Origin of the sequence: Aquimarina sp. BL5, assembly GCF_003443675.1 — a bacterium.
Classification (GTDB): Bacteria; Bacteroidota; Bacteroidia; order Flavobacteriales; family Flavobacteriaceae; genus Aquimarina.
Genome location: NZ_CP031963.1, coordinates 4,771,901 through 4,794,666, shown reverse-complemented (window position 1 = coordinate 4,794,666; position 22,766 = coordinate 4,771,901). Strand labels below are relative to the sequence as shown.

At 35.6% G+C, this 22,766-nt stretch carries 36 protein-coding genes; all 36 read right to left on the bottom strand.

The features are described from left to right. Positions 1-2: 2 nt before the first annotated feature. Positions 3-917, bottom strand: coding sequence for a dimethylarginine dimethylaminohydrolase family protein (locus D1818_RS20025; protein ID WP_118461109.1), 915 nt, complete (start codon positions 915-917; stop codon positions 3-5). A 215-nt stretch (positions 918-1,132) separates the two neighbouring features. Next, on the bottom strand, positions 1,133-2,419 hold the full coding sequence (locus D1818_RS20020; RefSeq protein ID WP_118461107.1) for a citrate synthase: 1,287 nt from the start codon (positions 2,417-2,419) through the stop codon (positions 1,133-1,135). A 277-nt stretch (positions 2,420-2,696) separates the two neighbouring features. After that, the gene (gene eno / locus D1818_RS20015) at positions 2,697-3,989 is read right to left on the bottom strand and encodes a phosphopyruvate hydratase (RefSeq protein WP_118461105.1); all 1,293 of its coding nucleotides are present in this window, start codon (positions 3,987-3,989) and stop codon (positions 2,697-2,699) included. Positions 3,990-4,174: 185 nt separating this feature from the next. Then, a complete protein-coding gene (gene carA, locus D1818_RS20010; protein WP_118461103.1) occupies positions 4,175-5,290 on the bottom strand; it encodes a glutamine-hydrolyzing carbamoyl-phosphate synthase small subunit in 1,116 nt (371 codons plus the stop codon). A 128-nt stretch (positions 5,291-5,418) separates the two neighbouring features. Next, the gene (rplQ, locus tag D1818_RS20005) at positions 5,419-5,886 is read right to left on the bottom strand and encodes a 50S ribosomal protein L17 (protein WP_091411313.1); all 468 of its coding nucleotides are present in this window, start codon (positions 5,884-5,886) and stop codon (positions 5,419-5,421) included. A gap of 64 nt (positions 5,887-5,950) precedes the next feature. Further along, positions 5,951-6,943, bottom strand: coding sequence for a DNA-directed RNA polymerase subunit alpha (locus D1818_RS20000; RefSeq protein WP_027392530.1), 993 nt, complete (start codon positions 6,941-6,943; stop codon positions 5,951-5,953). A 23-nt stretch (positions 6,944-6,966) separates the two neighbouring features. Then, on the bottom strand, positions 6,967-7,572 hold the full coding sequence (rpsD, locus tag D1818_RS19995; protein ID WP_118461101.1) for a 30S ribosomal protein S4: 606 nt from the start codon (positions 7,570-7,572) through the stop codon (positions 6,967-6,969). Between the two features lie 141 nt (positions 7,573-7,713). Then, on the bottom strand, positions 7,714-8,097 hold the full coding sequence (gene rpsK / locus D1818_RS19990) for a 30S ribosomal protein S11 (RefSeq protein WP_091411316.1): 384 nt from the start codon (positions 8,095-8,097) through the stop codon (positions 7,714-7,716). Positions 8,098-8,105: 8 nt separating this feature from the next. Continuing rightward, positions 8,106-8,480 (bottom strand): 30S ribosomal protein S13, encoded by a 375-nt coding sequence (rpsM, locus tag D1818_RS19985; RefSeq protein WP_118461098.1) that lies wholly within the window; start codon positions 8,478-8,480, stop codon positions 8,106-8,108. A 2-nt stretch (positions 8,481-8,482) separates the two neighbouring features. Next, positions 8,483-8,599, bottom strand: a complete 117-nt coding sequence (gene ykgO / locus D1818_RS19980) for a type B 50S ribosomal protein L36 (protein WP_013621733.1) — start codon at positions 8,597-8,599, stop codon at positions 8,483-8,485. Between the two features lie 117 nt (positions 8,600-8,716). Beyond that, positions 8,717-8,932: a translation initiation factor IF-1 gene (infA, locus tag D1818_RS19975; RefSeq protein ID WP_010181908.1), complete on the bottom strand. Its 216-nt coding sequence runs from the start codon at positions 8,930-8,932 to the stop codon at positions 8,717-8,719. Continuing rightward, positions 8,932-10,272, bottom strand: coding sequence for a preprotein translocase subunit SecY (secY, locus tag D1818_RS19970; RefSeq protein ID WP_118461096.1), 1,341 nt, complete (start codon positions 10,270-10,272; stop codon positions 8,932-8,934). The genes infA and secY overlap by 1 nt, the downstream gene beginning before the upstream one ends. A gap of 10 nt (positions 10,273-10,282) precedes the next feature. Next, positions 10,283-10,735, bottom strand: a complete 453-nt coding sequence (rplO, locus tag D1818_RS19965; RefSeq protein WP_118461094.1) for a 50S ribosomal protein L15 — start codon at positions 10,733-10,735, stop codon at positions 10,283-10,285. A 9-nt stretch (positions 10,736-10,744) separates the two neighbouring features. Then, positions 10,745-10,924: a 50S ribosomal protein L30 gene (gene rpmD, locus D1818_RS19960; protein WP_118461092.1), complete on the bottom strand. Its 180-nt coding sequence runs from the start codon at positions 10,922-10,924 to the stop codon at positions 10,745-10,747. Between the two features lie 12 nt (positions 10,925-10,936). Next, the gene (gene rpsE, locus D1818_RS19955; protein WP_027392537.1) at positions 10,937-11,461 is read right to left on the bottom strand and encodes a 30S ribosomal protein S5; all 525 of its coding nucleotides are present in this window, start codon (positions 11,459-11,461) and stop codon (positions 10,937-10,939) included. Positions 11,462-11,467: 6 nt separating this feature from the next. Then, positions 11,468-11,824: a 50S ribosomal protein L18 gene (gene rplR, locus D1818_RS19950; RefSeq protein WP_118461090.1), complete on the bottom strand. Its 357-nt coding sequence runs from the start codon at positions 11,822-11,824 to the stop codon at positions 11,468-11,470. Positions 11,825-11,834: 10 nt separating this feature from the next. Beyond that, positions 11,835-12,377: a 50S ribosomal protein L6 gene (gene rplF, locus D1818_RS19945; RefSeq protein ID WP_118461087.1), complete on the bottom strand. Its 543-nt coding sequence runs from the start codon at positions 12,375-12,377 to the stop codon at positions 11,835-11,837. Positions 12,378-12,397: 20 nt separating this feature from the next. Next, on the bottom strand, positions 12,398-12,796 hold the full coding sequence (gene rpsH / locus D1818_RS19940) for a 30S ribosomal protein S8 (protein WP_118461085.1): 399 nt from the start codon (positions 12,794-12,796) through the stop codon (positions 12,398-12,400). A 68-nt stretch (positions 12,797-12,864) separates the two neighbouring features. Continuing rightward, the gene (gene rpsN / locus D1818_RS19935; protein WP_010181917.1) at positions 12,865-13,134 is read right to left on the bottom strand and encodes a 30S ribosomal protein S14; all 270 of its coding nucleotides are present in this window, start codon (positions 13,132-13,134) and stop codon (positions 12,865-12,867) included. A 2-nt stretch (positions 13,135-13,136) separates the two neighbouring features. After that, a complete protein-coding gene (gene rplE, locus D1818_RS19930; RefSeq protein WP_118461082.1) occupies positions 13,137-13,688 on the bottom strand; it encodes a 50S ribosomal protein L5 in 552 nt (183 codons plus the stop codon). Between the two features lie 2 nt (positions 13,689-13,690). Next, positions 13,691-14,002 carry a 50S ribosomal protein L24 gene (rplX, locus tag D1818_RS19925; protein ID WP_118387124.1) on the bottom strand — a complete coding sequence of 104 codons (312 nt, stop codon included), beginning with the start codon at positions 14,000-14,002 and terminating at the stop codon, positions 13,691-13,693. Positions 14,003-14,015: 13 nt separating this feature from the next. Continuing rightward, positions 14,016-14,384, bottom strand: coding sequence for a 50S ribosomal protein L14 (gene rplN / locus D1818_RS19920; protein WP_027392543.1), 369 nt, complete (start codon positions 14,382-14,384; stop codon positions 14,016-14,018). A gap of 2 nt (positions 14,385-14,386) precedes the next feature. Further along, positions 14,387-14,644: a 30S ribosomal protein S17 gene (gene rpsQ, locus D1818_RS19915; protein ID WP_027392544.1), complete on the bottom strand. Its 258-nt coding sequence runs from the start codon at positions 14,642-14,644 to the stop codon at positions 14,387-14,389. Between the two features lie 12 nt (positions 14,645-14,656). Beyond that, on the bottom strand, positions 14,657-14,851 hold the full coding sequence (gene rpmC, locus D1818_RS19910; protein ID WP_027392545.1) for a 50S ribosomal protein L29: 195 nt from the start codon (positions 14,849-14,851) through the stop codon (positions 14,657-14,659). A 15-nt stretch (positions 14,852-14,866) separates the two neighbouring features. Next, positions 14,867-15,286 (bottom strand): 50S ribosomal protein L16, encoded by a 420-nt coding sequence (gene rplP, locus D1818_RS19905; protein ID WP_027392546.1) that lies wholly within the window; start codon positions 15,284-15,286, stop codon positions 14,867-14,869. A 20-nt stretch (positions 15,287-15,306) separates the two neighbouring features. Next, complete coding sequence (rpsC, locus tag D1818_RS19900) at positions 15,307-16,035, bottom strand: 30S ribosomal protein S3 (protein ID WP_027392547.1); 729 nt, start codon at positions 16,033-16,035, stop codon at positions 15,307-15,309. A gap of 10 nt (positions 16,036-16,045) precedes the next feature. Beyond that, complete coding sequence (rplV, locus tag D1818_RS19895) at positions 16,046-16,453, bottom strand: 50S ribosomal protein L22 (RefSeq protein ID WP_118461079.1); 408 nt, start codon at positions 16,451-16,453, stop codon at positions 16,046-16,048. Between the two features lie 8 nt (positions 16,454-16,461). Continuing rightward, positions 16,462-16,740 (bottom strand): 30S ribosomal protein S19, encoded by a 279-nt coding sequence (gene rpsS / locus D1818_RS19890; protein ID WP_027392549.1) that lies wholly within the window; start codon positions 16,738-16,740, stop codon positions 16,462-16,464. A gap of 6 nt (positions 16,741-16,746) precedes the next feature. Further along, the gene (gene rplB, locus D1818_RS19885; RefSeq protein WP_118461077.1) at positions 16,747-17,571 is read right to left on the bottom strand and encodes a 50S ribosomal protein L2; all 825 of its coding nucleotides are present in this window, start codon (positions 17,569-17,571) and stop codon (positions 16,747-16,749) included. A 9-nt stretch (positions 17,572-17,580) separates the two neighbouring features. Then, positions 17,581-17,871 carry a 50S ribosomal protein L23 gene (gene rplW / locus D1818_RS19880; RefSeq protein ID WP_118461075.1) on the bottom strand — a complete coding sequence of 97 codons (291 nt, stop codon included), beginning with the start codon at positions 17,869-17,871 and terminating at the stop codon, positions 17,581-17,583. Positions 17,872-17,876: 5 nt separating this feature from the next. Further along, positions 17,877-18,506, bottom strand: coding sequence for a 50S ribosomal protein L4 (rplD, locus tag D1818_RS19875; RefSeq protein WP_118461073.1), 630 nt, complete (start codon positions 18,504-18,506; stop codon positions 17,877-17,879). Beyond that, the gene (gene rplC, locus D1818_RS19870; RefSeq protein ID WP_118461071.1) at positions 18,506-19,123 is read right to left on the bottom strand and encodes a 50S ribosomal protein L3; all 618 of its coding nucleotides are present in this window, start codon (positions 19,121-19,123) and stop codon (positions 18,506-18,508) included. Before rplC ends, rplD begins: the two co-directional genes overlap by 1 nt. A gap of 149 nt (positions 19,124-19,272) precedes the next feature. Next, complete coding sequence (gene rpsJ, locus D1818_RS19865; RefSeq protein WP_010181931.1) at positions 19,273-19,578, bottom strand: 30S ribosomal protein S10; 306 nt, start codon at positions 19,576-19,578, stop codon at positions 19,273-19,275. A 10-nt stretch (positions 19,579-19,588) separates the two neighbouring features. After that, positions 19,589-21,715: an elongation factor G gene (fusA, locus tag D1818_RS19860; protein WP_118461069.1), complete on the bottom strand. Its 2,127-nt coding sequence runs from the start codon at positions 21,713-21,715 to the stop codon at positions 19,589-19,591. Between the two features lie 12 nt (positions 21,716-21,727). Further along, positions 21,728-22,204: a 30S ribosomal protein S7 gene (gene rpsG / locus D1818_RS19855; RefSeq protein WP_118461067.1), complete on the bottom strand. Its 477-nt coding sequence runs from the start codon at positions 22,202-22,204 to the stop codon at positions 21,728-21,730. Between the two features lie 23 nt (positions 22,205-22,227). Next, on the bottom strand, positions 22,228-22,602 hold the full coding sequence (rpsL, locus tag D1818_RS19850; protein WP_024770883.1) for a 30S ribosomal protein S12: 375 nt from the start codon (positions 22,600-22,602) through the stop codon (positions 22,228-22,230). Positions 22,603-22,766: the final 164 nt, after the last annotated feature.

The following is a 22,766-nucleotide window of genomic DNA, read 5'->3' as shown; positions in this document are numbered from 1 at the left end:
ATCTAATCTCTTATCAATGGCATAGTAGAACAACGTAAAAGACCTTCTTGTTTTGCTATTTCTGAATAAGGAACCTCTTCTACAGTTATATTTAAGCTACGTAGCCACGTATTTAATCTAGTAAAACCTTTCTCCGAAATCACTATATCTTCTGATATAGAAAATATATTAGAGTTCATATAATACATTTCATCTTTATTGATATGAAATAAATTTTCATTTCCAAAAAAGTCAACTAAATATTTATAATCGTTTACATTTCTGAATCCTTCTTTATGAATTATAGCTTTATTCTTACCAACAGGTTGAAAACAACAATCTAAATGTAAAGCATTATCTCTTGGGTCGTCCATTGATTTATTAAGATCAAACTCTTTCACTATTTTGTTGGGAAAAAGCGACTTAATATATTCTACCCCTTTCATGTTTGTTCTTGCTACAATGCAATCACTATAATCTTCTCCTTTATAAGTACCTATAAAAACGTGATCATTATGGATCATAATATCACCACCTTCAAAATGAATATCATCTGATGGGGCTTTATAGACCTTGTCTGGATGAATTTGATCAATTACATATTGAATTGCCTTAATCTCTTTTTCTCGATCTGGGAGTATATTTGATTTTATAAATGCATCATCTATTACTAACCCAATATCTCTAGCAAAAATTTGATTATAGTCCTGTATTACTTCAGGTCTAAATACTTTTACATCGTATTTTGCAAAAACCTTGGCTACAGCTTCCATCTCTGAAACCATATCAGACTCTTTGGGATATGTCCCCGCTTTAATATGCTCTATAGATTTAGGGTCGTAAGCTTCTTCAATTTTTGGAACAGCACCATTACTTATGGCCGTCCCTAAAACGACTGCTCTAAGTCTTGAAGTTTCATTTTGAATATTTAGTTTCAATCGTTTAATTTTAAGGTAAAACTATAGTTATCATATGATTTTATGATCCAACAAATATAGGAAGAGGGGCTATGTAGATACTAATTTTATTCAAAAAAAATGTCAACTTTTTATCAAATCCCTAAAGTAAGCTTCTTTAAAAACAATGTACTGATGATTTCATAAAAAAAGGGTGTTGAAATATTTCAACACCCTTTTTACTTTTATTAGCCTTATTATCTTTCGGAAACTGATTTAAAAGCTCTGTATGTTTCTCCAGTATATATTTGTCTTGGTCTTCCTATTGGTTCTTTACGAAGGCGCATTTCTCTCCATTGTGCAATCCAACCGGGTAATCTTCCTAACGCGAACATAACCGTGAACATTTCAGTCGGTATCCCTAAGGCTCTATATATAATTCCGGAATAGAAATCCACATTCGGATATAATTTTCTTTTTACGAAATATTCATCTTCTAAAGCTACTTTTGCAAGACCTTTAGCAATATCAAGAACAGGGTCTTCTATTCCTAGATCGGCCAGTACCTCTTCCGCAGCTACTTTTATAATTTTTGCTCTTGGATCAAAGTTTTTGTATACTCTATGTCCAAACCCCATTAGTCGGAAAGAATCTTCTTTGTCTTTAGCCTTAGCAATATATTTTGCTGTATCACCTCCATCTTCTTTGATTGCTTCGAGCATCTCGATAACTGCTTGATTTGCTCCTCCGTGTAACGGTCCCCAAAGAGCAGAAATTCCTGCTGATAAAGAAGCAAACAATCCTGCATGAGACGATCCTACAATTCTAACAGTTGAAGTAGAACAATTCTGCTCGTGATCTGCGTGTAGGATTAGCAATTTATCTAAAGCATCGTTAACAATCTTATTAGCTTCATATGTTTTATTAGGCCTAGAAAACATCATTTTATGCAAGTTCTCAACATACCCTAAAGCATTATCTCCATAATCTAACGGAAGACTTTTTCTTTTTCTCATTGTCCAAGCTGCTAATACAGGAAACTTGGCTAAAATTTTAACAATAGCACCATACATCTCTTCCTCAGAATCAACATCTACAGATCCTGGATTAAAGGCTATCAGTGCACTTGTTAAAGATGAAAGAACTCCCATAGGGTGAGCACTTTTTGGAAATCCATCAAGAATTTTTTTCATGTCTTCATCTACATGAGACTCTTCCTTGATGTCTTTGCCAAATTTATTGAGCTGCTCAGCTGTTGGTAACTCTCCAAAAATTAATAAATAAGCTACTTCTAAAAAATCGGCTTTCTCAGCTAGCTCTTCTATAGAATATCCTCGGTATCTTAGAATTCCTTTTTCTCCATCAAGAAAAGTAATCGCACTCTCACAACTCCCTGTATTTTTATATCCAGGATCTATAGTAGTTACGCCTCCTGTGACACCTCTCAGAGTTTTGATATCAATTCCTAATTCTTTTTCAGTTCCTTCTATTATTGGGAACTCATATTTGTTACCGTCTATTTCTAAAGTAGCTTTTTTTGACATTGTGATTATTTAGAATTTTGCTGTTATAATAAGGATTGCTAAATTACAAAATATAGTGTTAATATATTATTAATCATACCATCTATTTTACAATAGAAATCTCTCTTCGGTATTATGAATAAAAAAAGAGGATTCTCAATGAATCCTCTTTTTAAAATCGATGATTTTTTATAAAAAATCAACTTATAAATTATAGAAGTTGACTAATTATTTTCAAATACATAAAACTCTATGAATAAGAACAATCCTACAAAGAGCTATTCTATTCTTGCGTCTATTATTTTTTAACTTTAAATGCTTTTTCCTTAGGATAATAAGCTACCACACCAAGTTCTTCTTCTATGCGAAGTAATTGATTATACTTTGCCATTCTATCACTACGTGATGCTGAACCTGTTTTAATTTGCCCAGTATTTAAAGCCACGGCTAGATCAGCAATAGTATTATCTTCAGTTTCGCCAGATCGGTGAGACATTACAGAGGTATATCCAGCATTATGTGCCATATTTACTGCTGCGATTGTTTCTGTAAGCGTTCCTATTTGGTTTACCTTAATTAAGATTGAATTAGCTATGCCGTTTTCAATTCCTCTTGATAACCTTTCTACATTTGTAACAAATAAATCATCTCCAACCAATTGCACTTTATCTCCAACTTTGTCTGTTAAATATTTCCAACCATCCCAGTCATTTTCATCCATACCATCTTCTATTGAAACAATTGGGTACTTAGAAGCTAATTCTGCAAGATAATCAGCTTGTTCCTCGCTCGTTCTTATTACACCTGTTTTTCCTTCAAATTTAGTGTAATCATACTTTCCATCAACAAAAAACTCAGCAGCAGCACAATCTAAAGCAACCATTACTTCGTCTCCAAACTTATATCCTGCTTTCTCAACAGCTAACGCAATCGAATCCAAAGCATCTTCTGTTCCGTCTAATGTAGGTGCAAAACCACCTTCATCTCCTACAGCAGTACTTAATCCTCTGTCGTGAAGTACTTTCTTTAAATTATGGAAAATTTCCATTCCCATTTGCATTGCATGAGTGAAATCTTTTGCCTTTACTGGCATCACCATAAATTCTTGAAATGCAATTGGCGCATCACTATGAGATCCTCCGTTAATGATATTCATCATCGGAACAGGCAATGTATTTGCACTAACTCCACCTACATAACGATATAGAGGCATATTAAGTTCGTTTGCAGCAGCTTTTGCAGCTGCTAAAGAAACACCTAAGATTGCATTTGCTCCTAATTTAGATTTGTTAGGAGTTCCATCTAATTCGATCATCGTTTGATCCAATAAATTTTGGTCAAATACAGAATATCCCAATAATTCTTCAGCGATTATAGTATTTACATTTTCTACGGCCTTTTTAACCCCTTTACCCATATAATCACTTCCACCATCTCTTAGCTCCACAGCTTCATGTTCTCCTGTTGAAGCTCCAGAAGGAACCGCAGCTCTACCTAAAACACCATTTTCGGTAATCACGTCTACTTCTACTGTAGGGTTACCACGTGAATCTAAAATTTGTCTGGCGTGAATATTTATAATTACACTCATTTCTTGATTTGTTTTTGTTGGATAATTTTAATTCTTCGCAATATACAAAACAGGTAAATTTAAATACCTCAGAAAACCTCTTAATTTATTGCCTAAGCCACAGTAAACACCACAAGTTATCAACTATAACGTTATAGATCAACTTCTTGCTAAACACGAGGTATTTTGCAACAAACCCAAAAGTTTTAAGCTTCTACCTTTGCTTTTTTAATGTTATTAATAAACTGATCAAATAAATAGATTGAGTCATTTGGACCAGGGCTAGCTTCTGGATGATATTGTACCGAAAAACAATTTTTGTTTTTCATTTTAATTCCAGCTACTGTATGATCATTTAGATGCACATGAGTTATCTCTACATCAGGATTATTTTCTGTTTCTTCTCTGTTGATTGCAAAACCATGATTCTGAGATGTTATTTCTCCTTTTCCTGTAATTAGATTTTTTACCGGGTGATTGATACCTCTATGACCATGATGCATTTTATATGTACTGATACCATTAGCTAAAGCAATTACTTGATGCCCTAAACAAATTCCAAATAATGGCAAATCTCTTTTGATGATTTCTCTAGCCGTTTCAATAGCCTGCGATAATGGCTCTGGATCACCTGGTCCATTAGAAAGAAAATATCCATCAGGAGCCCATTCACTCATTTCCTCGAAAGTTGTATCATAAGGAAAAACCTTAATATAGGCATCCCTTTTTGAAAGATTACGAAGTATATTCTTTTTTATCCCAATATCCAAAGCAGAAATCTTATAAGTCGCATTAGGATCACCAACAAAATAAGGTTTTTTAGTTGAAACCTTAGACGCCAACTCTAATCCATTCATATCAGGAACTGCTGCTAATTGTTTTTTTAATGAATCAATATCCTCTATTTCTGTGGAAATTAAGGCATTCATTGCGCCATTATCTCTTATATAGCTAACCAAAGCACGTGTATCTACATCTGACACTGCTAACAAATTATGCTTTTCCAAAAATTCTTGCAGAGAACGATCCGCAAGATCTCTAGAGAATTCATAACTGAAATTTTTAACAATCAAACCTGAAATTTTAATCGAATCTGATTCTACTTCTTCATCATTAGTTCCATAATTTCCAATATGAGCATTGGTAGTAACCATTAACTGCCCGAAATAAGAAGGATCTGTAAAAATCTCCTGATATCCTGTCATTCCTGTATTAAAACATACTTCGCCGAATGCCGTACCCTCTTTTCCGACAGCTTTTCCGTAAAAAATAGTTCCGTCTGCTAATAAGACAATTGCTTTTTTTCGAGATTGATATTTCATCTTATATACTTTTTGCTATTTAATTTCCTATAATAGGTTGTAAACTTTTTTTTCAAAAATATTCAAAAAAAAAGGATAAACGACGAACGTTTATCCTTTTATAATTATGTGTAAATCACATTTCTCATTTATTCTTCTTCAGAACTAGGAGTTTCAACTACTGGTGCAGTTTCAGTTTTCTTAGTTCTACCTCTTCGAGTAGATTTCTTTTTAGCTGGCTTACCTGCATTATAAAGCTCATTGTAATCAACTAACTCTATCATTGCCATATCAGCATTATCTCCAAGACGATTACCTAATTTAATAATTCTGGTATATCCGCCTGGTCTATCACCAACTTTAGCAGCTACATCTCTAAACAATTCTGCTACTGCATACTTGTTACGTAATTTACTAAATACGATACGACGATTGTGTGTAGTATCTTCTTTAGACTTAGTTACTAATGGTTCTACAAACTGCTTAAGCGCTTTAGCTTTTGCAACTGTAGTATTTATTCTCTTATGCTCTATAAGAGAACAAGCCATATTAGCAAGCATAGCTTTACGATGCGCTGTTTTTCTACCTAAATGGTTTACTTTTTTTCCGTGTCTCATGACATTAAAAATTTAAGCATCATCTTGCTCAATCTACCTCGTGTAGAGAGCAAAATATGATGTGTTAGTCTTTATCTAATTTATATTTAGAAAGATCCATACCAAAATTAAGACCTTTAACATTTACAAGCTCTTCAAGCTCTGTTAAAGACTTCTTACCAAAGTTACGGAACTTCATCAAGTCATTTTTGTTATAAGATACTAAATCACCTAATGTATCTACTTCTGCAGCTTTCAAACAGTTAAGAGCTCTTACAGAAAGATCCATATCGATTAACTTAGTTTTCAATAACTGTCTCATATGTAATGACTCCTCATCATATGTTTCAGTCTGAGCAATCTCATCAGCTTCTAATGTAATACGCTCATCAGAGAATAGCATAAAGTGGTGAATCAAGATTTTTGCCGCTTCAGTCAACGCATCTTTAGGATGTATTGATCCATCAGTAACAATTTCGAAAACTAATTTTTCGTAATCCGTTTTTTGCTCTACACGGTAATTCTCAATACTATACTTAACATTCTTAATCGGAGTATAGATGGAATCTGTAAAAATTGTACCTATCGGAGCATTAGCCTTCTTGTTTTCTTCAGCTGGAACATAACCTCTACCCTTTTCGATAGTAATCTCAAGGTTAAGCGCTACTTTCTTATCCATATTACAGATAACTAAATCTGGGTTAAGAACTTGGAAACCTGAAATAAATTTCTGGAAATCTCCTGCAGTTAATTGCTCTTGACCAGAAATCGAAATTGTAACAGATTCGTTATCGATATCCTCAATCTGACGCTTAAAACGTACTTGCTTAAGATTTAGAATAATTTCTGTTACATCTTCTACAACTCCAGAAATAGTAGAAAACTCGTGATCTACTCCTTCAATCCTTAATGAAGTTATAGCGAATCCCTCTAAAGAAGATAGCAAAACTCTTCGCAAAGCGTTACCAACTGTTAATCCGTACCCTGGTTCTAATGGTCTAAATTCGAATTTACCATCAAACTCACTAGAGTCGATCATGATAACTTTATCGGGCTTCTGAAAATTTAATATTGCCATATTATTGTTTCTTCTAAGAGTTATTACTTCGAATATAATTCGACGATGAATTGTTCGTTGATGTTTTCCGGAATTTGAATTCTTGCCGGAACAGATACGAAAGTACCTTGTTTTGTGTCATTATTAAAAGTAATCCATTCGTATACCTTGCTATTATTAGCAAGAGAATTAAGAATAACTTCTAATGACTTTGATTTCTCTCTTACCCCTACAACATCTCCAGGCTTTAGCTGGTAAGATGGAATATTTACTAATTCTCCATTTACAGTGATATGTCTATGTGATACTAGTTGTCTAGCACCTCTACGAGAATTTGCTAATCCCATTCTAAAAGCTACATTATCTAAACGCGATTCACATAATTGAAGTAAAACCTCACCGGTAATACCTTGTGATCTTGTTGCTTTTTCGAACATATTACGGAATTGACGCTCTAGAACACCATACGTATATTTAGCTTTTTGCTTTTCCATTAACTGGATAGCATATTCACTCTTTTTACCTCTACGTCTGTTATTACCGTGCTGACCAGGAGGATAATTTCTTTTCTCGAAAGACTTATCGTCTCCGAATATCGCTTCACCAAACTTACGAGCGATTTTAGTTTTTGGACCAGTATATCTTGCCATTATATTATTAATTTAATTTTTAGAGGAGGTTATGAATTAAGGTCTCTTTCCTTCGATAATCCTTTGTTCCTCTTTTAGACTTACTTTTAGTTATTATTTATGAAGTATAAAAGATCCCGAAAAAAATTCGGGATACAATTATTATACTCTACGTCTTTTTGGAGGACGACATCCGTTATGTGGCATTGGAGTTACATCAATAATTTCTGAAACTTCAATTCCTGAATTGTGAAGAGATCTTATCGCAGATTCTCTACCATTTCCAGGTCCTTTAACATAAACCTTTACTTTCTTTAATCCAGCTTCGATTGCTACCTTAGAAGCATCTTCTGCGGCTAATTGAGCAGCATATGGAGTGTTCTTTTTAGAACCTCTGAATCCCATTTTTCCAGCTGAAGACCAAGAAATAACGTCTCCTTTTTTATTTGTTAACGATACAATAATGTTGTTAAAAGAAGCTGTTACGTGCGCTTCCCCTACTGATTCAACAATTACTTTACGTTTTTTTGAAGTTGACTTTGCCATACTACTTATTATTTAGTCGCTTTTTTCTTATTAGCAACTGTTTTTCTTCTTCCTTTACGTGTTCTAGAGTTATTCTTAGTACGTTGTCCTCTAAGTGGTAAACCAGCTCTGTGACGAATACCTCTATAACATCCTATATCCATAAGACGCTTGATATTTAACTGTACTTCAGAACGTAATTCTCCTTCGATAGTAAAGGTTCCTACAGCTTCACGTATACGACCAATTTGATCATCATCCCAGTCAGAAACTTTAATACTCTCATCTACTTTGGCAGCCGCTAAAATTTCTTTAGCTCTACTTCTACCAATTCCGAAGATATAGGTTAATGCTATAACTCCTCGCTTTTGTTTAGGTATATCTACCCCTGCAATTCTTGCCATAATTACCCTTGTCTTTGTTTAAATCTAGGATTCTTTTTATTAATTACGTAAAGACGGCCTTTTCTACGCACAATCTTGCACTCGGCACTTCTCTTTTTTATTGATGCTCTAACTTTCATCTCTTTGTGTTTAAATTCTGAAAATACATATTAAGCATTTCAGAAGGTCTCGTTAACAAGATTTTCAGCCCGCAAAAGTACGTAAAAAATCTTAATTAACTAATATTCTTAAAATTATTAGTATCTGTATGTTATACGAGCCTTTGACAAATCATAAGGACTCATTTCTAACTTAACCTTATCTCCAGGTAGTAATTTTATATAATGCATACGCATTTTACCTGAGATATGAGCTGTCACTACGTGACCGTTTTCTAGCTCTACTCGGAACATTGCATTAGACAATGCTTCGATTATACTTCCATCCTGTTCTATTGCTGGTTGTTTTGCCATTATGCTACTGCTTTACGGTTTTTACCAGTTTTCATTAATCCATCGTAATGTCTATTCAATAGATATGAATTGACTTGCTGCATTGTATCGATCGCTACACCTACCATAATAAGTAGTGACGTTCCTCCAAAAAACAGTGCCCAACCTTGTTGTACATTTAAAAGTTTTACAGCAATTGCTGGAAAAACTGCAATCAACGCTAAGAATATAGATCCCGGCAAGGTTATTTGTGACATTATTTTATCCAAATACTCTGCAGTTTCACTACCAGGTCTAATTCCAGGAATAAAACCACCGCTTCGCTTTAAATCATCTGCCATCTTATTGGTTGGAACCGTTATGGCTGTATAGAAGTAAGTGAATATAATGATCAATAATCCAAATAATAAATTATACCATAGTCCAAAAATATCACTAAATGCAGCTGCTATTCCTTGTGAAGTTTCCGACTCCGAAAGACCCGCAACCGCAGCTGGAATAAACATAATCGCTTGAGCAAAGATAATTGGCATTACACCTGAAGCATTAAGCTTTAAAGGAATGTACTGACGTGATCCGAAAACATTCTTTTCATATCCTCCGCTAGCAGTTCTTCTAGCATATTGAACTGGTATCTGACGCACAGCCATTACCAATAACACCGATGCTAAAATGATCACAAACCATATCACTAATTCAATCAATACCATAATAATATCTCCACCTTCTCCAGAAGTTCTAGAAATAAAATTCTGAACAAATGACTGTGGCAATGTAGCAATGATACCCACCATAATTAATAATGAAATACCATTACCTATACCTTTATCAGTAATTTTTTCACCTAACCACATAGCAAAAATACAGCCAGTAGTTAAGATGATTACAGATGATACAACGAAAACAGTTTGACTGATCTCTGTACTAAAAGCAGCAGGAGGAAGTGTTGCAAATAAATTATAAATATACCCCGGCCCTTGAACTAATGTAATTCCAATAGTCAACCACCTTGTAATTTGATTAATTTTCTTTCTTCCGCTCTCCCCTTCTTTTTGTAATTTTTGAAGATATGGAATAGCTATTCCCATCAATTGCACAACAATCGAAGCGGATATATAAGGCATGATTCCTAAAGCAAATACTGAAGCGTTTGCGAACGCTCCTCCTGTAAAGGCATTAAGTAATCCTAGTAAACCATCTTGAGTCTGAGTACCCAAATTAGCTAACTCTGCCGCATCTACTCCTGGTAGTACAACTTGCGCTCCAAATCGATATACTAAAAGTAATCCCAGTGTAACTAAGATTCTATTCTTTAGTTCTTCGATTTTCCAAATGTTTTTTATTGTATCAATAAATTTCATGAAATGTCTTTTATAAGGTTACTGCTTCACCACCTGCTGCTTCAATAGCTGCCTTAGCAGTGGCTGTAAATTTATGAGCTGAGACTTTTAACTTAGCCTTCAATTCACCTCTACCCAGTATCTTAACTAAATCATTTTTTCCTGCGAGACGTGTATCTAATAACACGTCGAAATCAACGGTATCAGTTATTTTACCAGCATCAACTAATTTCTGTAAAGTATCTAAATTGATTCCTTGATACTCTTTTCTATTGATATTTGTGAAACCAAACTTAGGCACACGTCTTTGAAGTGGCATCTGCCCACCTTCAAAACCAATTTTTCTAGAATATCCAGAACGTGATTTTGCTCCCTTATGACCACGAGCAGCAGTTCCACCTTTTCCGGAACCCTGACCACGACCTAATCGCTTACTGTTATTTTTTACTGAACCTGCAGCAGGTTTTAAGTTACTTAAATCCATGTGCTTATATTATTTTGTTTCTACGGAAACTAAATGTTTAACTTTATTTACCATCCCAAGGATATTAGGAGTGTCATCATGCTCTACAACCTGACCGATCCTTTTTAGCCCTAAAGCCTCCAAAGTTCTTTTTTGTCTTTGCGTGCGGTTAATAGCGCTTTTTACTTTCTTAACTCTAATCTTTGCCATCGTTCCTAATATTTATCCTTTAAACACTTTTTCCAGTGAAACACCTCTTTGTTTTGCTACTTGCTCTGCACTTCGCATTTGCAATAAAGCATCAAAAGTTGCTTTCACCACATTATGTGGGTTAGACGATCCTTGATTTTTAGATAGTACATCGTGTACACCAACAGATTCTAATACTGCACGGATTGCTCCACCAGCAATAACTCCTGTACCAGTTGCAGCAGGCATTAATAATACTCTTGCTCCACCGTACTTACCTTTTTGTTCGTGAGGTAAAGTTCCTTTAGTTAAAGGTATACGAACTAAATTTTTCTTCGCATCTTCTACCGCCTTTGCAATAGCTTCAGCAACTTCTTTAGACTTACCTAAACCGTGACCTACAACACCATTTTCATCTCCTACAACTACAATAGCAGAAAATCCAAATGCTCTACCACCTTTAGTTACTTTAGTAACACGTTGTACTCCAACTAAACGGTCTTTTAATTCAAGTCCACTTGGTTTTACTAATTCTGCGTTTTTATATTTTTGATACATAATTTCTTAGAATTTAAGTCCTGCTTCTCTAGCTCCTTCAGCTAATGATTTTACTCTACCATGATATAGATACCCACCTCTATCAAAAGACACAGTATCTACACCTGCTTTTTTAGCTTTTTCAGCAAGAGCCTTACCTACCAAGCCTGCTTTTTCTGCTTTATTTCCTGATGCAGCAGCAATGTCTTTATCTCTTGAAGAAGCTGAACCAATAGTTTTACCGGTTACATCATCTATGATTTGCGCATAGATCTCTTTATTACTTCTAAAAACAGATAATCTAGGACGTTGTTCTGTTCCGCTTACTTTACCGCGGATTCGCTTTCTGATTTTTAATCTTCTTAAATCTTTTGAGAATGCCATAACTTCGTTATTATGCAGATTTACCTGCTTTTCTTCTTAATTGTTCTCCTACAAACTTAACTCCTTTACCTTTGTACGGCTCTGGCTTACGGAAACCTCTAATTTTAGCTGCTACCTGTCCCACTAATTGTTTGTCGTGAGAAGTTAATTTTACGATCGGGTTTTTACCTTTTTCAGATACAGTTTCTATTTTTACCTCTGGAGCAACATCTAATACGATATTGTGAGAAAAACCTAGAGCTAGATCTAATTTTTGTCCTTGGTTAGAAGCTCTATAACCTACTCCTACTAATTCCAATTCTTTAGTAAAACCTTCAGAAACACCTTGCACCATATTATTTATCAAAGCTCTGTATAAACCATGCTTTGCTTTATGATCTTTAGTCTCACTAGGTCTTTCTAGAACAACCTTACCATCTTCTACTTTCACACTGATAGCATCTATCTCTTGCGAAAGCTCTCCTAATTTTCCTTTAACAGTAACAACATTACCTGTCACTTCTACAGTGACACCAGACGGAATAGTTACTGGATTTTTTCCTATTCTTGACATTTCTTTTGTCTTTTATACTGTTAATATACGTAACAAAGTACTTCTCCACCTACATTCTCTTGCTTAGCCTGTTTACCAGTCATTACACCATGAGAAGTAGAAACAATCGCTATACCTAATCCATTAAGAATTCTTGGTATTTCACTTGATCCTGCATATTTACGCAAACCAGGCTTACTGATTCTTTGTAATTGTTTTATTACAGGCTCTTTAGTCAATTTATTGTATTTAAGAGCTATCTTAATACTACCTTGTGTTGTATTATCTTCAAATTTATAACTTAAAATATATCCTTGGTCGAATAATATTTTAGTGATCTCTTTCTTAACCTTAGATGCAGGAATCTCAACAACTCTATGCTGAGCACTATTTGCATTACGTATTCTGGTTAAATAATCTGCTATAGGATCTGTATTCATTGTATATAATTTATGATCTTGGTTTTCCACTAGTTTAGCAGAACCTTAGACCAATTAATTTTTTATTATTACCAACTAGCTTTAGTTACTCCTGGAATTAATCCTTGATTAGCCATCTCTCTAAATGTAACACGAGAAATACCAAATTGACGCATATATCCTTTTGGTCTTCCTGTTAATTTACAACGATTGTGCATACGGATTGGAGACGCATTTTTTGGTAGTTTCTGTAATGCTTCATAATCTCCAGCTTCTTTTAAAGCTTTACGTTTTTCAGCATATTTAGCAACTGTTTTTGCTCTCTTCACCTCACGGGCTTTCATTGATTCTTTAGCCATAATTAATTCTTTTTAAAAGGTAACCCTAGTTCTGTTAACAATGATTTTGCTTCTTTGTCTGTATTCGCCGAAGTTTCAAAAGTGATATTCATTCCTGAAATCTTATTCACTTTATCGATATCAATCTCCGGAAAAATGATCTGTTCAGTAATTCCTAATGAATAATTACCTCTACCATCAAAACCAGTAGCGTTAATTCCATTAAAATCTCTTACACGAGGTAAAGCTGAAGTAATCAGACGATCTAAAAATTCGTACATTCTTTCTCCTCTTAACGTAACTTTTGCACCAATTGGCATTCCTTTACGTAATTTGAAAGTTGCAACATCCTTTTTAGAAATTGTAGCTACGGCTTTTTGACCTGTGATCATTGTTAATTCATCTACTGCGTAGTCGATTAACTTCTTATCTGCTACAGCCGCACCAACACCTCTACTTAAAACAATTTTTTTAAGTTTTGGTACTTCCATTACATTACCATAGCTGAATTCTTCTGTAAGAGCTGACATTACTCTGTCATTATACTCTTGTTTTAGTCTTGGGATATAAGCCATAACTATATTACTTCATTAGATTTTTTAGAAAATCTTACTTTCTTATCTCCTTCTACTCTATATCCTACTCTTGTTGCATCACCATTAGATGTTAACAACGTTAAGTTAGAAATATGAATAGCTGCTTCTTGCTTCACTATACCACCTTGTGGATTAGCAGCGCTAGGCTTCTGGTGCTTTGAAACTAAGTTCACACCTTCTACGATTGCCTTGTTCTTATCTTTCAATACTTTCTGTACAGTTCCCTGTTGACCTTTATTGTCTCCAGCAATAACCTTTACTGTATCTCCTGATTTAATTTTTAGCTTTGTCATCTTTGCTATACTATTAAAGCACTTCTGGCGCTAGTGAAACAATCTTCATGAACTGTTTATCACGAAGTTCTCTTGCTACAGGACCAAAAACACGTGTTCCTCTCATCTCTCCGGCTGGGTTCAAAAGAACACAAGCGTTATCGTCGAAACGAATATAAGAACCATCTGGTCTGCGCACTTCTTTTTTGGTACGAACTACAACTGCAGTAGAAACGGCTCCTTTTTTAATGTTTCCATTAGGAGTTGCTTCTTTTACACTGACAACTATCTTGTCTCCTACAGAGGCGTATCTTCTTTTTGTACCACCTAAAACACGGATAACTAAAACTTCTTTACCACCTGTGTTGTCTGCTACTTTTAATCTAGACTCTTGTTGTACCATAATTACTTCGCTCTTTCAATTACTTCTACTAATCTCCAGCATTTGGTTCTACTCATAGGTCTTGTTTCCATGATCTTTACAGTATCACCAATATTGCAGTCATTTTTCTCGTCGTGTGCAACGTATTTTTTCGTTTTTAACACGAACTTTCCGTACATCGGGTGTTTTACTTTTTTTACTTCAGCAACAACAATTGATTTTTGCATCTTGTTACTAGTAACTACACCTATACGCTCTTTTCTTAAGTTTCTTTTTTCCATCTTTCAGCAGAATTAACCGTTTAATTCTCTTTTAGTTAACTCAGTAGCCATTCTAGCAATAGATCTTCTCACTTTACGTAATTGTAAAGGGTTTTCTAATGGAGACATAGCGTGAGCCATTTTTAAATCTGAATACTCTTTACGAGATTTACCAAGTTCTTCTTGCAATTCGGCTGTAGACGATTCTTTTACTTGTGATTGTTTCATAGTCTCTTTTGAATTTTAACCTTGATAGGTTCTTGACACGATAAACTTAGTTTTTACTGGTAGCTTCTGTGCAGCTAAGCGCAATGCTTCTTTTGCTACATCATATGGCACACCACTGATCTCAAATAAGATTCTTCCTGGTTTTACAACTGCCGCCCAATATTCCACAGCTCCTTTTCCTTTACCCATACGTACTTCAAGAGGTTTCTTTGTTATAGGCTTGTCTGGGAAAATTTTAATCCACAGAGAACCTTCTCTTTTCATATAACGTGTAGCAGAAATACGTGCTGCTTCTATTTGTCTAGCAGTAACAAAACTTGAATCTAATGATTTAATTCCGAAAGTTCCGTTAGAAAGTGTATGTCCTCTTTGAGAAAGACCTTTCATACGTCCTTTTTGTTGTTTACGGAATTTTGTTCTTTTAGGCTGTAACATTGTTAATTTACTTTAAAAAATTACTTTCTACGACGTGATTTATTATTTCCACCTCGTCCGGCTCCTCTATCGCCTCCTTTTCCTTGTTTCTTAGAAAGACCAACTAAAGGAGAAAGTTCTCTCTTACCATATACTTCGCCTTTCATAATCCATACTTTAACACCTAATCTACCATAAGTAGTATGTGCCTCAACCAAAGCATAATCTATGTCAGCTCTAAATGTTGATAAAGGAATACGACCATCTTTATACGACTCTGAACGTGCCATCTCAGCACCATTCAAACGTCCTGAAATCTGAATTTTGATACCTTCCGCATTCATTCTCATTGCAGCCGCTATAGCCATCTTGATCGCACGACGATAAGAGATACGACTCTCTATCTGTCTTGCAACGCTAGATCCAACTAAAAACGCATCAAGTTCTGGTCTTTTGATTTCAAAAATATTGATCTGAACTTCTTTATCAGTAATTTTCTTAAGCTCTTCTTTTAGCTTGTCTACCTCTTGACCACCTTTTCCGATAATAATACCAGGTCTAGCAGTAGTGATAGTAACGGTTACAAGCTTAAGCGTACGCTCAATAATTACTCTAGATACACTAGCTTTAGATAAACGTGCGTGTACGTACTTTCTAATCTTATCGTCTTCGGCAAGTTTATCACCGTAGTCATTACCTCCATACCAGTTGGATTCCCATCCTCTAATGATACCAAGGCGATTTCCGATTGGATTTGTCTTCTGTCCCATACTATTTATATTAGCTTTGTGTATTATTTTTTGCTGCAACCACGATCGTTACGTGATTAGAGCGTTTTCTTATTCTGTGTGCACGACCTTGTGGAGCTGGACGTAGTCTTTTTAACATACTACCTCCATCTACACGGATCTCTTTTACAAAAAGATCTGCATCTTCGATGCTAGCGTCTTCATTTTTCGCCTGCCAGTTTGCTATTGCAGAAAGCAATAACTTTTCTAAACGACGTGATGCTTCTTTAGGGTTAAATCTAAGAATATGAAGTGCTCTTTCAACTTTTTCACCACGAACTAAATCCGCTACTAAGCGCATCTTGCGAGGTGACGTAGGACAGTTATTAAGTTTAGCGAAAGCAATTTGCTTTTTCTCTTCCTTAATTCTTTCTGCCATTTCTCTTTTACGAACTCCCATAGCTTAAATTATTTTTTACCTTTATTTTTAGCACCAGCGTGCCCTCTAAAAGAACGTGTTGGCGAAAACTCTCCTAACTTATGACCTACCATGTTTTCTGTAATATATACAGGAACAAATTGGCGACCATTATGTACTGCTATTGTCTGACCAACAAAATCAGGTGATATCATTGATGCTCTTGACCAAGTCTTTATCACAGTCTTTTTATTAGCCTCTACATTTGCAGCTACTTTCTTCTCTAATTTATAGTGAATGTAAGGTCCTTTTTTTAATGAACGTGCCATATCTTATTATTTCTTTCTACGTTCTACAATATACTTATTACTCGCTTTCGTCTTAGAACGGGTTCTGTATCCTTTAGCAGGAAGACCTTTTCTAGAACGTGGATGACCACCTGAAGACTTACCTTCACCACCACCCATTGGGTGATCGACTGGATTCATCACAACTGGACGTGTACGTGGACGACGACCTAACCAACGACTTCTACCTGCTTTACCACCAACTAATAATTGATGATCACTATTAGAAACCGCACCTATGGTTGCCATACAACTCATCAGCACCAATCTCACCTCCCCAGAAGGTAATTTTACCGTAGCAAATTTACCATCACGAGCCATAAGCTGCGCAAATGATCCCGCACTACGTGCCATAACAGCACCTTGACCAGGACGTAATTCTATACAAGAAATGATTGTACCTAAAGGGATATCACTAAGCGGCATTGCGTTTCCTATTTCCGGAGCAACATTACTTCCAGAAACAATGTTCTGACCAACTTGTAGACCATTTTGAGCTATAACATAACGCTTCTCACCATCTTGGTAGTTCAAAAGCGCTATAAAAGCAGTTCTGTTTGGATCGTATTCTATTGTCGCAACGGTAGCAGGAATTCCTTGCTTATCACGTTTAAAATCAATAATACGATACCTTTTTTTATGACCACCACCTTTGTAGCGCATGGTCATTTTTCCTTGATTGTTTCTACCTCCAGATCTTTTTTTCGGAGCTAATAAACTCTTCTCCGGCTTATCAGTAGTAAGGGCATCATACCCGTTAACTACTCTAAAACGCTGACCTGGGGTAATTGGTTTCAATTTTCTTACTGACATTTTTTAGTCTTAAAGATTACTATATAAATCAATTACATCACCTTCCGCCACCTGTACAATAGCTTTTTTAATAGCTTTTGTTTTACCAGTGACCATTCCCGTTTTTGTATAACGAGTTTTACGGTCTGGACGGACATTAATTGTACGAACCTTAGTAACAGATACACCATAAGCAGACTCAACCGCTTTTTTGATCTCTACCTTATTCGCTTTTTTATCTACTACAAAACCATAGCGGTTATACACCTCACTATCAGCAGTAGCCTTTTCCGTAATAATAGGTTTTATTAAGATACTCATGGCTTCTATTTACTTAAATTCGTTTCAATTCCTTTCAAAGAACCTTCCAAAAGAACAACATTCTTCGCATTAAGTATTTTATAAGTACTTAATTCTGAGGAAGTTATAACTTCGGAGCTTTTTAAATTGCGTGACGACAAATATACATTTTTATTTGACTCTCCCAACACAAATAAAGATTTTTTACCATCAAGCCCTAAAGACTTTAAAACAGTAGTAAAATTCTTAGTTTTAATCGTATCAAAAGTAAAGTCTTCTACAATTGTAATTGCCTTCTCATTTGCTTTAATACTCAGTGCAGATTTACGCGCTAATCTTTTTAAATTTTTATTCAATTTAAAAGAATAATTACGAGGTCTTGGACCAAAAATTCTACCTCCACCTTTGAAGATAGGAGATTTAATACTACCTGCTCTAGCCGTACCAGTTCCTTTTTGTTTCTTTATCTTTCTTGTACTACCTACAATCTCAGCACGCTCCTTAGCTTTGTGAGTTCCCTGACGTTGATTTGCCAAGTACTGCTTCACATCTAAGTACACAGCATGATCATTAGGCTCTATACCAAAAACAGCATCAGAAAGGTCTACCTTTCTTCCTGTTTCTTTTCCGTTAATATCGATTACTGCTACCTTCATTACTTCTGAATCGTTACATAAGCGTTTTTATGTCCAGGAACACACCCTTTCACAACAAGTAAGTTCTTTTCAGCAACTACCTTTAACACTTTTAAGTTTTGAATTTTTACCTGATCTCCACCCATTCTTCCGGCCATTCGCATTCCTTTGAATACTCTAGCAGGGTAAGATGCTGCACCTATCGAACCTGGAGCTCTTAAACGGTTGTGCTGACCGTGTGTTGCTTGACCAACACCAGCAAAGCCGTGTCTTTTAACAACACCCTGAAAACCTTTTCCTTTAGAAGTTGCTGAAACATCAACAAACTCTCCTTCAGCAAAATGATCTACTGTTACTGTATCTCCTAATTTGTACTCCTCATCAAAACCTTGAAATTCGACAACTTTACGTTTAGCAACAGTTCCTGCTTTTTTAAAGTGACCTAAAGCCGCTTTAGTAGCATTTTTGTCTGCTTTGTCATCGAAACCTAATTGAATAGCTTCATAACCATCCACTTCTTCAGTTCTGACTTGGGTAACCACACATGGCCCAGCTTCGATAACCGTACATGGAATATTCTTTCCATTTTCGTCGAAGATGCTAGTCATGCCGATCTTTTTTCCTATTAACCCAGACATATTTATTAATTATTAATTAGTATTCTACTTATTGTTTTGCAAAAAAACAGGGTCAAAATACTTCAACCCTGAATGTATTTTTTTGCCGTTTTTCCCTCGCACGCAGCTTGGGACATTTATCGTAAGATTTTCTTACTTAGAAAGTTCTATCACACTTTGATCTCAACTTCTACTCCACTCGGTAATTCTAGCTTCATTAACGCATCAATCGTTTTTGAAGATGAGCTATAAATATCCAAAAGTCTTTTATAAGAACTTAGTTGAAATTGCTCTCTAGATTTTTTATTAACGTGAGGAGAACGTAATACTGTAAAAATCTTCTTATGTGTTGGCAATGGAATTGGGCCAGTAACCACAGCTCCAGTACTCTTAACGGTCTTAACAATCTTCTCTGCAGACTTGTCTACTAAGTTATGATCGTAAGATTTTAGTTTTATTCTAATTTTTTGACTCATTTCTGTAAAATTAAGCGTTAACTCCTTTTGCTGCTGCAATTACTTCTTCTGAAATATTAGAAGGAGTCTCAGCATAGTGAGAAAATTCCATAGTAGATGTTGCTCTACCAGATGACAATGTTCTTAACGTTGTAACATATCCAAACATTTCTGAAAGTGGCACAGTAGCTTTTACAGTTTTTGCACCAGCTCTATCACCCATATCACTAACCTGTCCTCTACGTCTATTAAGATCACCTACGATATCACCCATATTCTCTTCTGGAGTAATAACTTCTAATTTCATAATAGGCTCCATTATAACCGCTTTCGCAGCTTTTGCAGAGTTTTTAAACCCTAATTTAGCAGCCAATTCGAAAGATAATTGATCCGAATCCACATCATGATAAGATCCATCTTTCAATGTCACTTTCACAGCATCAACTTCATACCCCGCTAATGGACCATTTACCATAGCCATTTTGAATCCTTTCTCAATTGAAGGAATGAATTCCTTAGGAACATTACCACCTTTGATAGTAGACTCAAACTGAAGACCTACTACACCTTCATCAGCTGGCTCAATTGTAAATACAATATCAGCAAATTTACCACGACCACCAGACTGTTTTTTATAAACCTCTCTATGATCAGCAGATTGCGTAATAGCTTCTTTATATTCAACCTGTGGCTGACCCTGATTAACTTCTACTTTAAACTCACGCTTCAAACGATCTACAATAATATCCAAGTGAAGCTCACCCATTCCAGAGATAATAGTCTGTCCTGAAGCTTCATCAGTTCTTACCGTAAACGTAGGATCTTCTTCTGCCAATTTAGCCAAAGACATACCCAATTTATCTACATCTGCTTTCGTTTTAGGCTCAACAGCAATACCAATTACCGGATCAGGAAAATCCATTGATTCTAAAACAATAGGATTTTTTTCATCAGTCATTGTATCACCAGTTTTAATATCCTTAAAACCTACAGCTGCACCAATATCTCCTGCCTCGATATAATCGATAGCATTTTGTTTATTAGAGTGCATCTGGTAAATACGTGAAATACGCTCTTTCTTACCTGAACGGTTATTCAATATATAAGAACCAGCATCTAAACGACCTGAATACGCACGGAAGAATGCCAAACGTCCCACAAAAGGATCCGTAGCAATCTTAAACGCTAAGGCAGCAAATGGCTCCTTTACATCAGGCTTACGAAGTTCCTCTTTATCCGTATTAGGATTAACTCCTACTATACCCTCTTTATCTGTTGGAGAAGGTAAGTAACGACATACCGCATCTAAAAGAAACTGTACTCCTTTATTCTTAAATGCAGAACCACAAATCATAGGAATGATTGACATATCCATTACAGCAGCTCTCAATGCAGCATGCACTTCATCCTCTGTAATAGAATCCTCATCTTCCATATATTTTTCAAGAAGATTTTCATCATAAGCTGCAACCTCTTCAATTAGCTTACCTCTTAATTCAGCTGCTTCTTCTTTTAATTCTTCAGGAATATCAATAACATCAAAAGTAGACCCCTGTGTTTCATCATGCCAAACAATTGCACGGTTTTTCACCAAATCTACGATCCCTTTAAAATCCGCCTCATCACCAATATTCATTACGATTGGGACAGCATTGGAACCTAACATATCCTTAACCTGCTGACAAACCGCCATAAAGTTAGATCCTTGACGGTCCATTTTATTTACGAATCCTATACGAGGAACTTTATAATTATCAGCAAGCCTCCAGTTAGTTTCTGATTGTGGCTCAACACCATCCACAGCACTAAACAAGAAAACCAACCCATCAAGTACACGAAGAGAACGATTTACTTCCACCGTAAAATCAACGTGACCCGGAGTATCAATAATATTAAAGTGATATCCTTTTGTATCATCTATTGCTTGACCATTTTCTGTCGGGAACTTCCACTCACAAGTGGTTGCAGCAGAAGTAATTGTAATACCTCTTTCTTGCTCTTGTTCCATCCAGTCCATTGTAGCAGCACCATCGTGCACCTCACCAATCTTGTGACTAACTCCCGTATAATATAAAATACGCTCAGTTGTCGTAGTTTTTCCTGCGTCAATGTGCGCAGCAATACCAATATTTCTTGTATATTTTAAATCTCTAGCCATTTCTGTTCGTGATTAAAATCTAAAGTGTGAGAATGCTTTATTTGCTTCAGCCATCTTATGAGTATCAACTCTTTTCTTAACCGCAGCTCCTTCTTCTTTTTCTGCAGCAAGAATTTCTGCAGCAAGTTTTTGAGCCATAGACTTTTCATTTCTCTTACGAGAAAACTGAATCAACCACTTCATAGCAGTAGATATCTTTCTATCAGGTCTAATTGGGTTAGGAATCTGGAAGGTAGCACCTCCAACACGACGGCTTCTTACCTCTACATGTGGCATTACGTTAGACAACGCATCTTTCCACATTTCCAAAGCAGTTTTTTCTTCGTTTTGTTTTTTCTCTTCTACGATATCAATTGCATCATAGAAAATTTTGAAAGCAACCGATTTCTTTCCGTCCCACATCATCATGTTTACAAAACGAGTCACTAACTGATCGTTAAAACGTGGATCCGGCAAAATAGGTCTTTTTTTAGCCTTTCTTTTTCTCATGTCTTCTTCTTAAAGTTTTTTAATTACTTCTTAGGGCGTTTTGCACCATACTTAGATCTACGTTGCGTTCTTCCTTCAACACCAGCGGTGTCTAAAGCTCCACGAACAATGTGATACCTAACTCCTGGTAAATCTTTTACCCTTCCACCTCTAACTAATACTATCGAGTGCTCCTGTAGATTGTGACCTTCACCTCCGATGTATGCGTTTACTTCTTTACCATTTGTTAACCTAACACGAGCTACTTTACGCATAGCTGAATTTGGTTTTTTTGGTGTAGTAGTATAAACACGCGTACAAACACCGCGGCGTTGCGGGCACGAATCCAAAGCAGCCGATTTACTCTTCTTAGTTATTTTGGCTCTACCTTTTCTTACTAATTGTGAAATTGTTGGCATAATTTGCTTTACACTATTATTTAAATATATTTTACAATACCTCTTTTATGAGGGCTGCAAAGGTAGAAATATTTTTCAGCAATTCAAATCCTAACGCATTAATTTTCAAATAGATTTAAAATCATATTATTAAACCGTAAGAAATCCCTCTATTTTCCGTTATT

Coding starts and splice junctions, on each gene's coding strand:
- infA (WP_010181908.1), bottom strand. CDS start 8,932: ATGGCAAAACAACCAGCAATAGAACAGGATGGAAGTATAATCGAAGCA.
- rplD (WP_118461073.1), bottom strand. CDS start 18,506: ATGAAGGTAGCAGTAATCGATATTAACGGAAAAGAAACAGGAAGAAAG.
- rpsS (WP_027392549.1), bottom strand. CDS start 16,740: ATGGCACGTTCATTAAAAAAAGGACCTTACATTCACTATAAATTAGAG.
- rplW (WP_118461075.1), bottom strand. CDS start 17,871: ATGAGTATCTTAATAAAACCTATTATTACGGAAAAGGCTACTGCTGAT.
- rpsN (WP_010181917.1), bottom strand. CDS start 13,134: ATGGCTAAAGAATCAATGAAAGCCCGTGAGGTGAAGAGAGCAAAAACA.
- carA (WP_118461103.1), bottom strand. CDS start 5,290: ATGAAATATCAATCTCGAAAAAAAGCAATTGTCTTATTAGCAGACGGA.
- rplN (WP_027392543.1), bottom strand. CDS start 14,384: ATGGTACAACAAGAGTCTAGATTAAAAGTAGCAGACAACACAGGTGGT.
- rpsD (WP_118461101.1), bottom strand. CDS start 7,572: ATGGCAAGATATACTGGTCCAAAAACTAAAATCGCTCGTAAGTTTGGT.
- ykgO (WP_013621733.1), bottom strand. CDS start 8,599: ATGAAAGTTAGAGCATCAATAAAAAAGAGAAGTGCCGAGTGCAAGATT.
- fusA (WP_118461069.1), bottom strand. CDS start 21,715: ATGGCTAGAGATTTAAAATATACAAGAAATATTGGTATTGCTGCGCAC.
- rplR (WP_118461090.1), bottom strand. CDS start 11,824: ATGGCATTCTCAAAAGATTTAAGAAGATTAAAAATCAGAAAGCGAATC.
- rplF (WP_118461087.1), bottom strand. CDS start 12,377: ATGTCAAGAATAGGAAAAAATCCAGTAACTATTCCGTCTGGTGTCACT.
- rpsK (WP_091411316.1), bottom strand. CDS start 8,097: ATGGCAAAGTCAACTTCAAAAAAACGTAAAGTAATTGTTGAATCAGTA.
- rplO (WP_118461094.1), bottom strand. CDS start 10,735: ATGGATTTAAGTAACTTAAAACCTGCTGCAGGTTCAGTAAAAAATAAC.
- rplC (WP_118461071.1), bottom strand. CDS start 19,123: ATGTCTGGGTTAATAGGAAAAAAGATCGGCATGACTAGCATCTTCGAC.
- D1818_RS20020 (WP_118461107.1), bottom strand. CDS start 2,419: ATGTCAAAAAAAGCTACTTTAGAAATAGACGGTAACAAATATGAGTTC.
- rplP (WP_027392546.1), bottom strand. CDS start 15,286: ATGTTACAGCCTAAAAGAACAAAATTCCGTAAACAACAAAAAGGACGT.
- rplX (WP_118387124.1), bottom strand. CDS start 14,002: ATGACAAAGCTAAAAATTAAATCAGGAGATACAGTAAAGGTTATTGCT.
- rpsH (WP_118461085.1), bottom strand. CDS start 12,796: ATGAATACAGATCCTATAGCAGATTATTTAACCAGAATACGTAATGCA.
- rpsM (WP_118461098.1), bottom strand. CDS start 8,480: ATGGCAAGAATTGCAGGGGTAGATATACCTAAACAAAAGCGAGGAGTT.
- rpmC (WP_027392545.1), bottom strand. CDS start 14,851: ATGAAACAATCACAAGTAAAAGAATCGTCTACAGCCGAATTGCAAGAA.
- rpsG (WP_118461067.1), bottom strand. CDS start 22,204: ATGAGAAAAAGAAAGGCTAAAAAAAGACCTATTTTGCCGGATCCACGT.
- rplV (WP_118461079.1), bottom strand. CDS start 16,453: ATGGGAGTTCGTAAAAGAGAAATGGCAGAAAGAATTAAGGAAGAGAAA.
- rpsJ (WP_010181931.1), bottom strand. CDS start 19,578: ATGAGTCAAAAAATTAGAATAAAACTAAAATCTTACGATCATAACTTA.
- rpsQ (WP_027392544.1), bottom strand. CDS start 14,644: ATGGAAAAAAGAAACTTAAGAAAAGAGCGTATAGGTGTAGTTACTAGT.
- rplQ (WP_091411313.1), bottom strand. CDS start 5,886: ATGAGACACGGAAAAAAAGTAAACCATTTAGGTAGAAAAACAGCGCAT.
- rplB (WP_118461077.1), bottom strand. CDS start 17,571: ATGTCAGTAAGAAAATTGAAACCAATTACCCCAGGTCAGCGTTTTAGA.
- secY (WP_118461096.1), bottom strand. CDS start 10,272: ATGAAATTTATTGATACAATAAAAAACATTTGGAAAATCGAAGAACTA.
- rpsC (WP_027392547.1), bottom strand. CDS start 16,035: ATGGGACAGAAGACAAATCCAATCGGAAATCGCCTTGGTATCATTAGA.
- rplE (WP_118461082.1), bottom strand. CDS start 13,688: ATGGCTTATATCCCAAGACTAAAACAAGAGTATAATGACAGAGTAATG.
- rpsL (WP_024770883.1), bottom strand. CDS start 22,602: ATGCCAACAATTTCACAATTAGTAAGAAAAGGTAGAGCCAAAATAACT.
- D1818_RS20000 (WP_027392530.1), bottom strand. CDS start 6,943: ATGGCAATATTAAATTTTCAGAAGCCCGATAAAGTTATCATGATCGAC.
- eno (WP_118461105.1), bottom strand. CDS start 3,989: ATGAGTGTAATTATAAATATTCACGCCAGACAAATTTTAGATTCACGT.
- rpmD (WP_118461092.1), bottom strand. CDS start 10,924: ATGGCAAAGATTAGAGTTAAGAAAGTAAAAAGCGCTATTAACCGCACG.
- rpsE (WP_027392537.1), bottom strand. CDS start 11,461: ATGTATCAAAAATATAAAAACGCAGAATTAGTAAAACCAAGTGGACTT.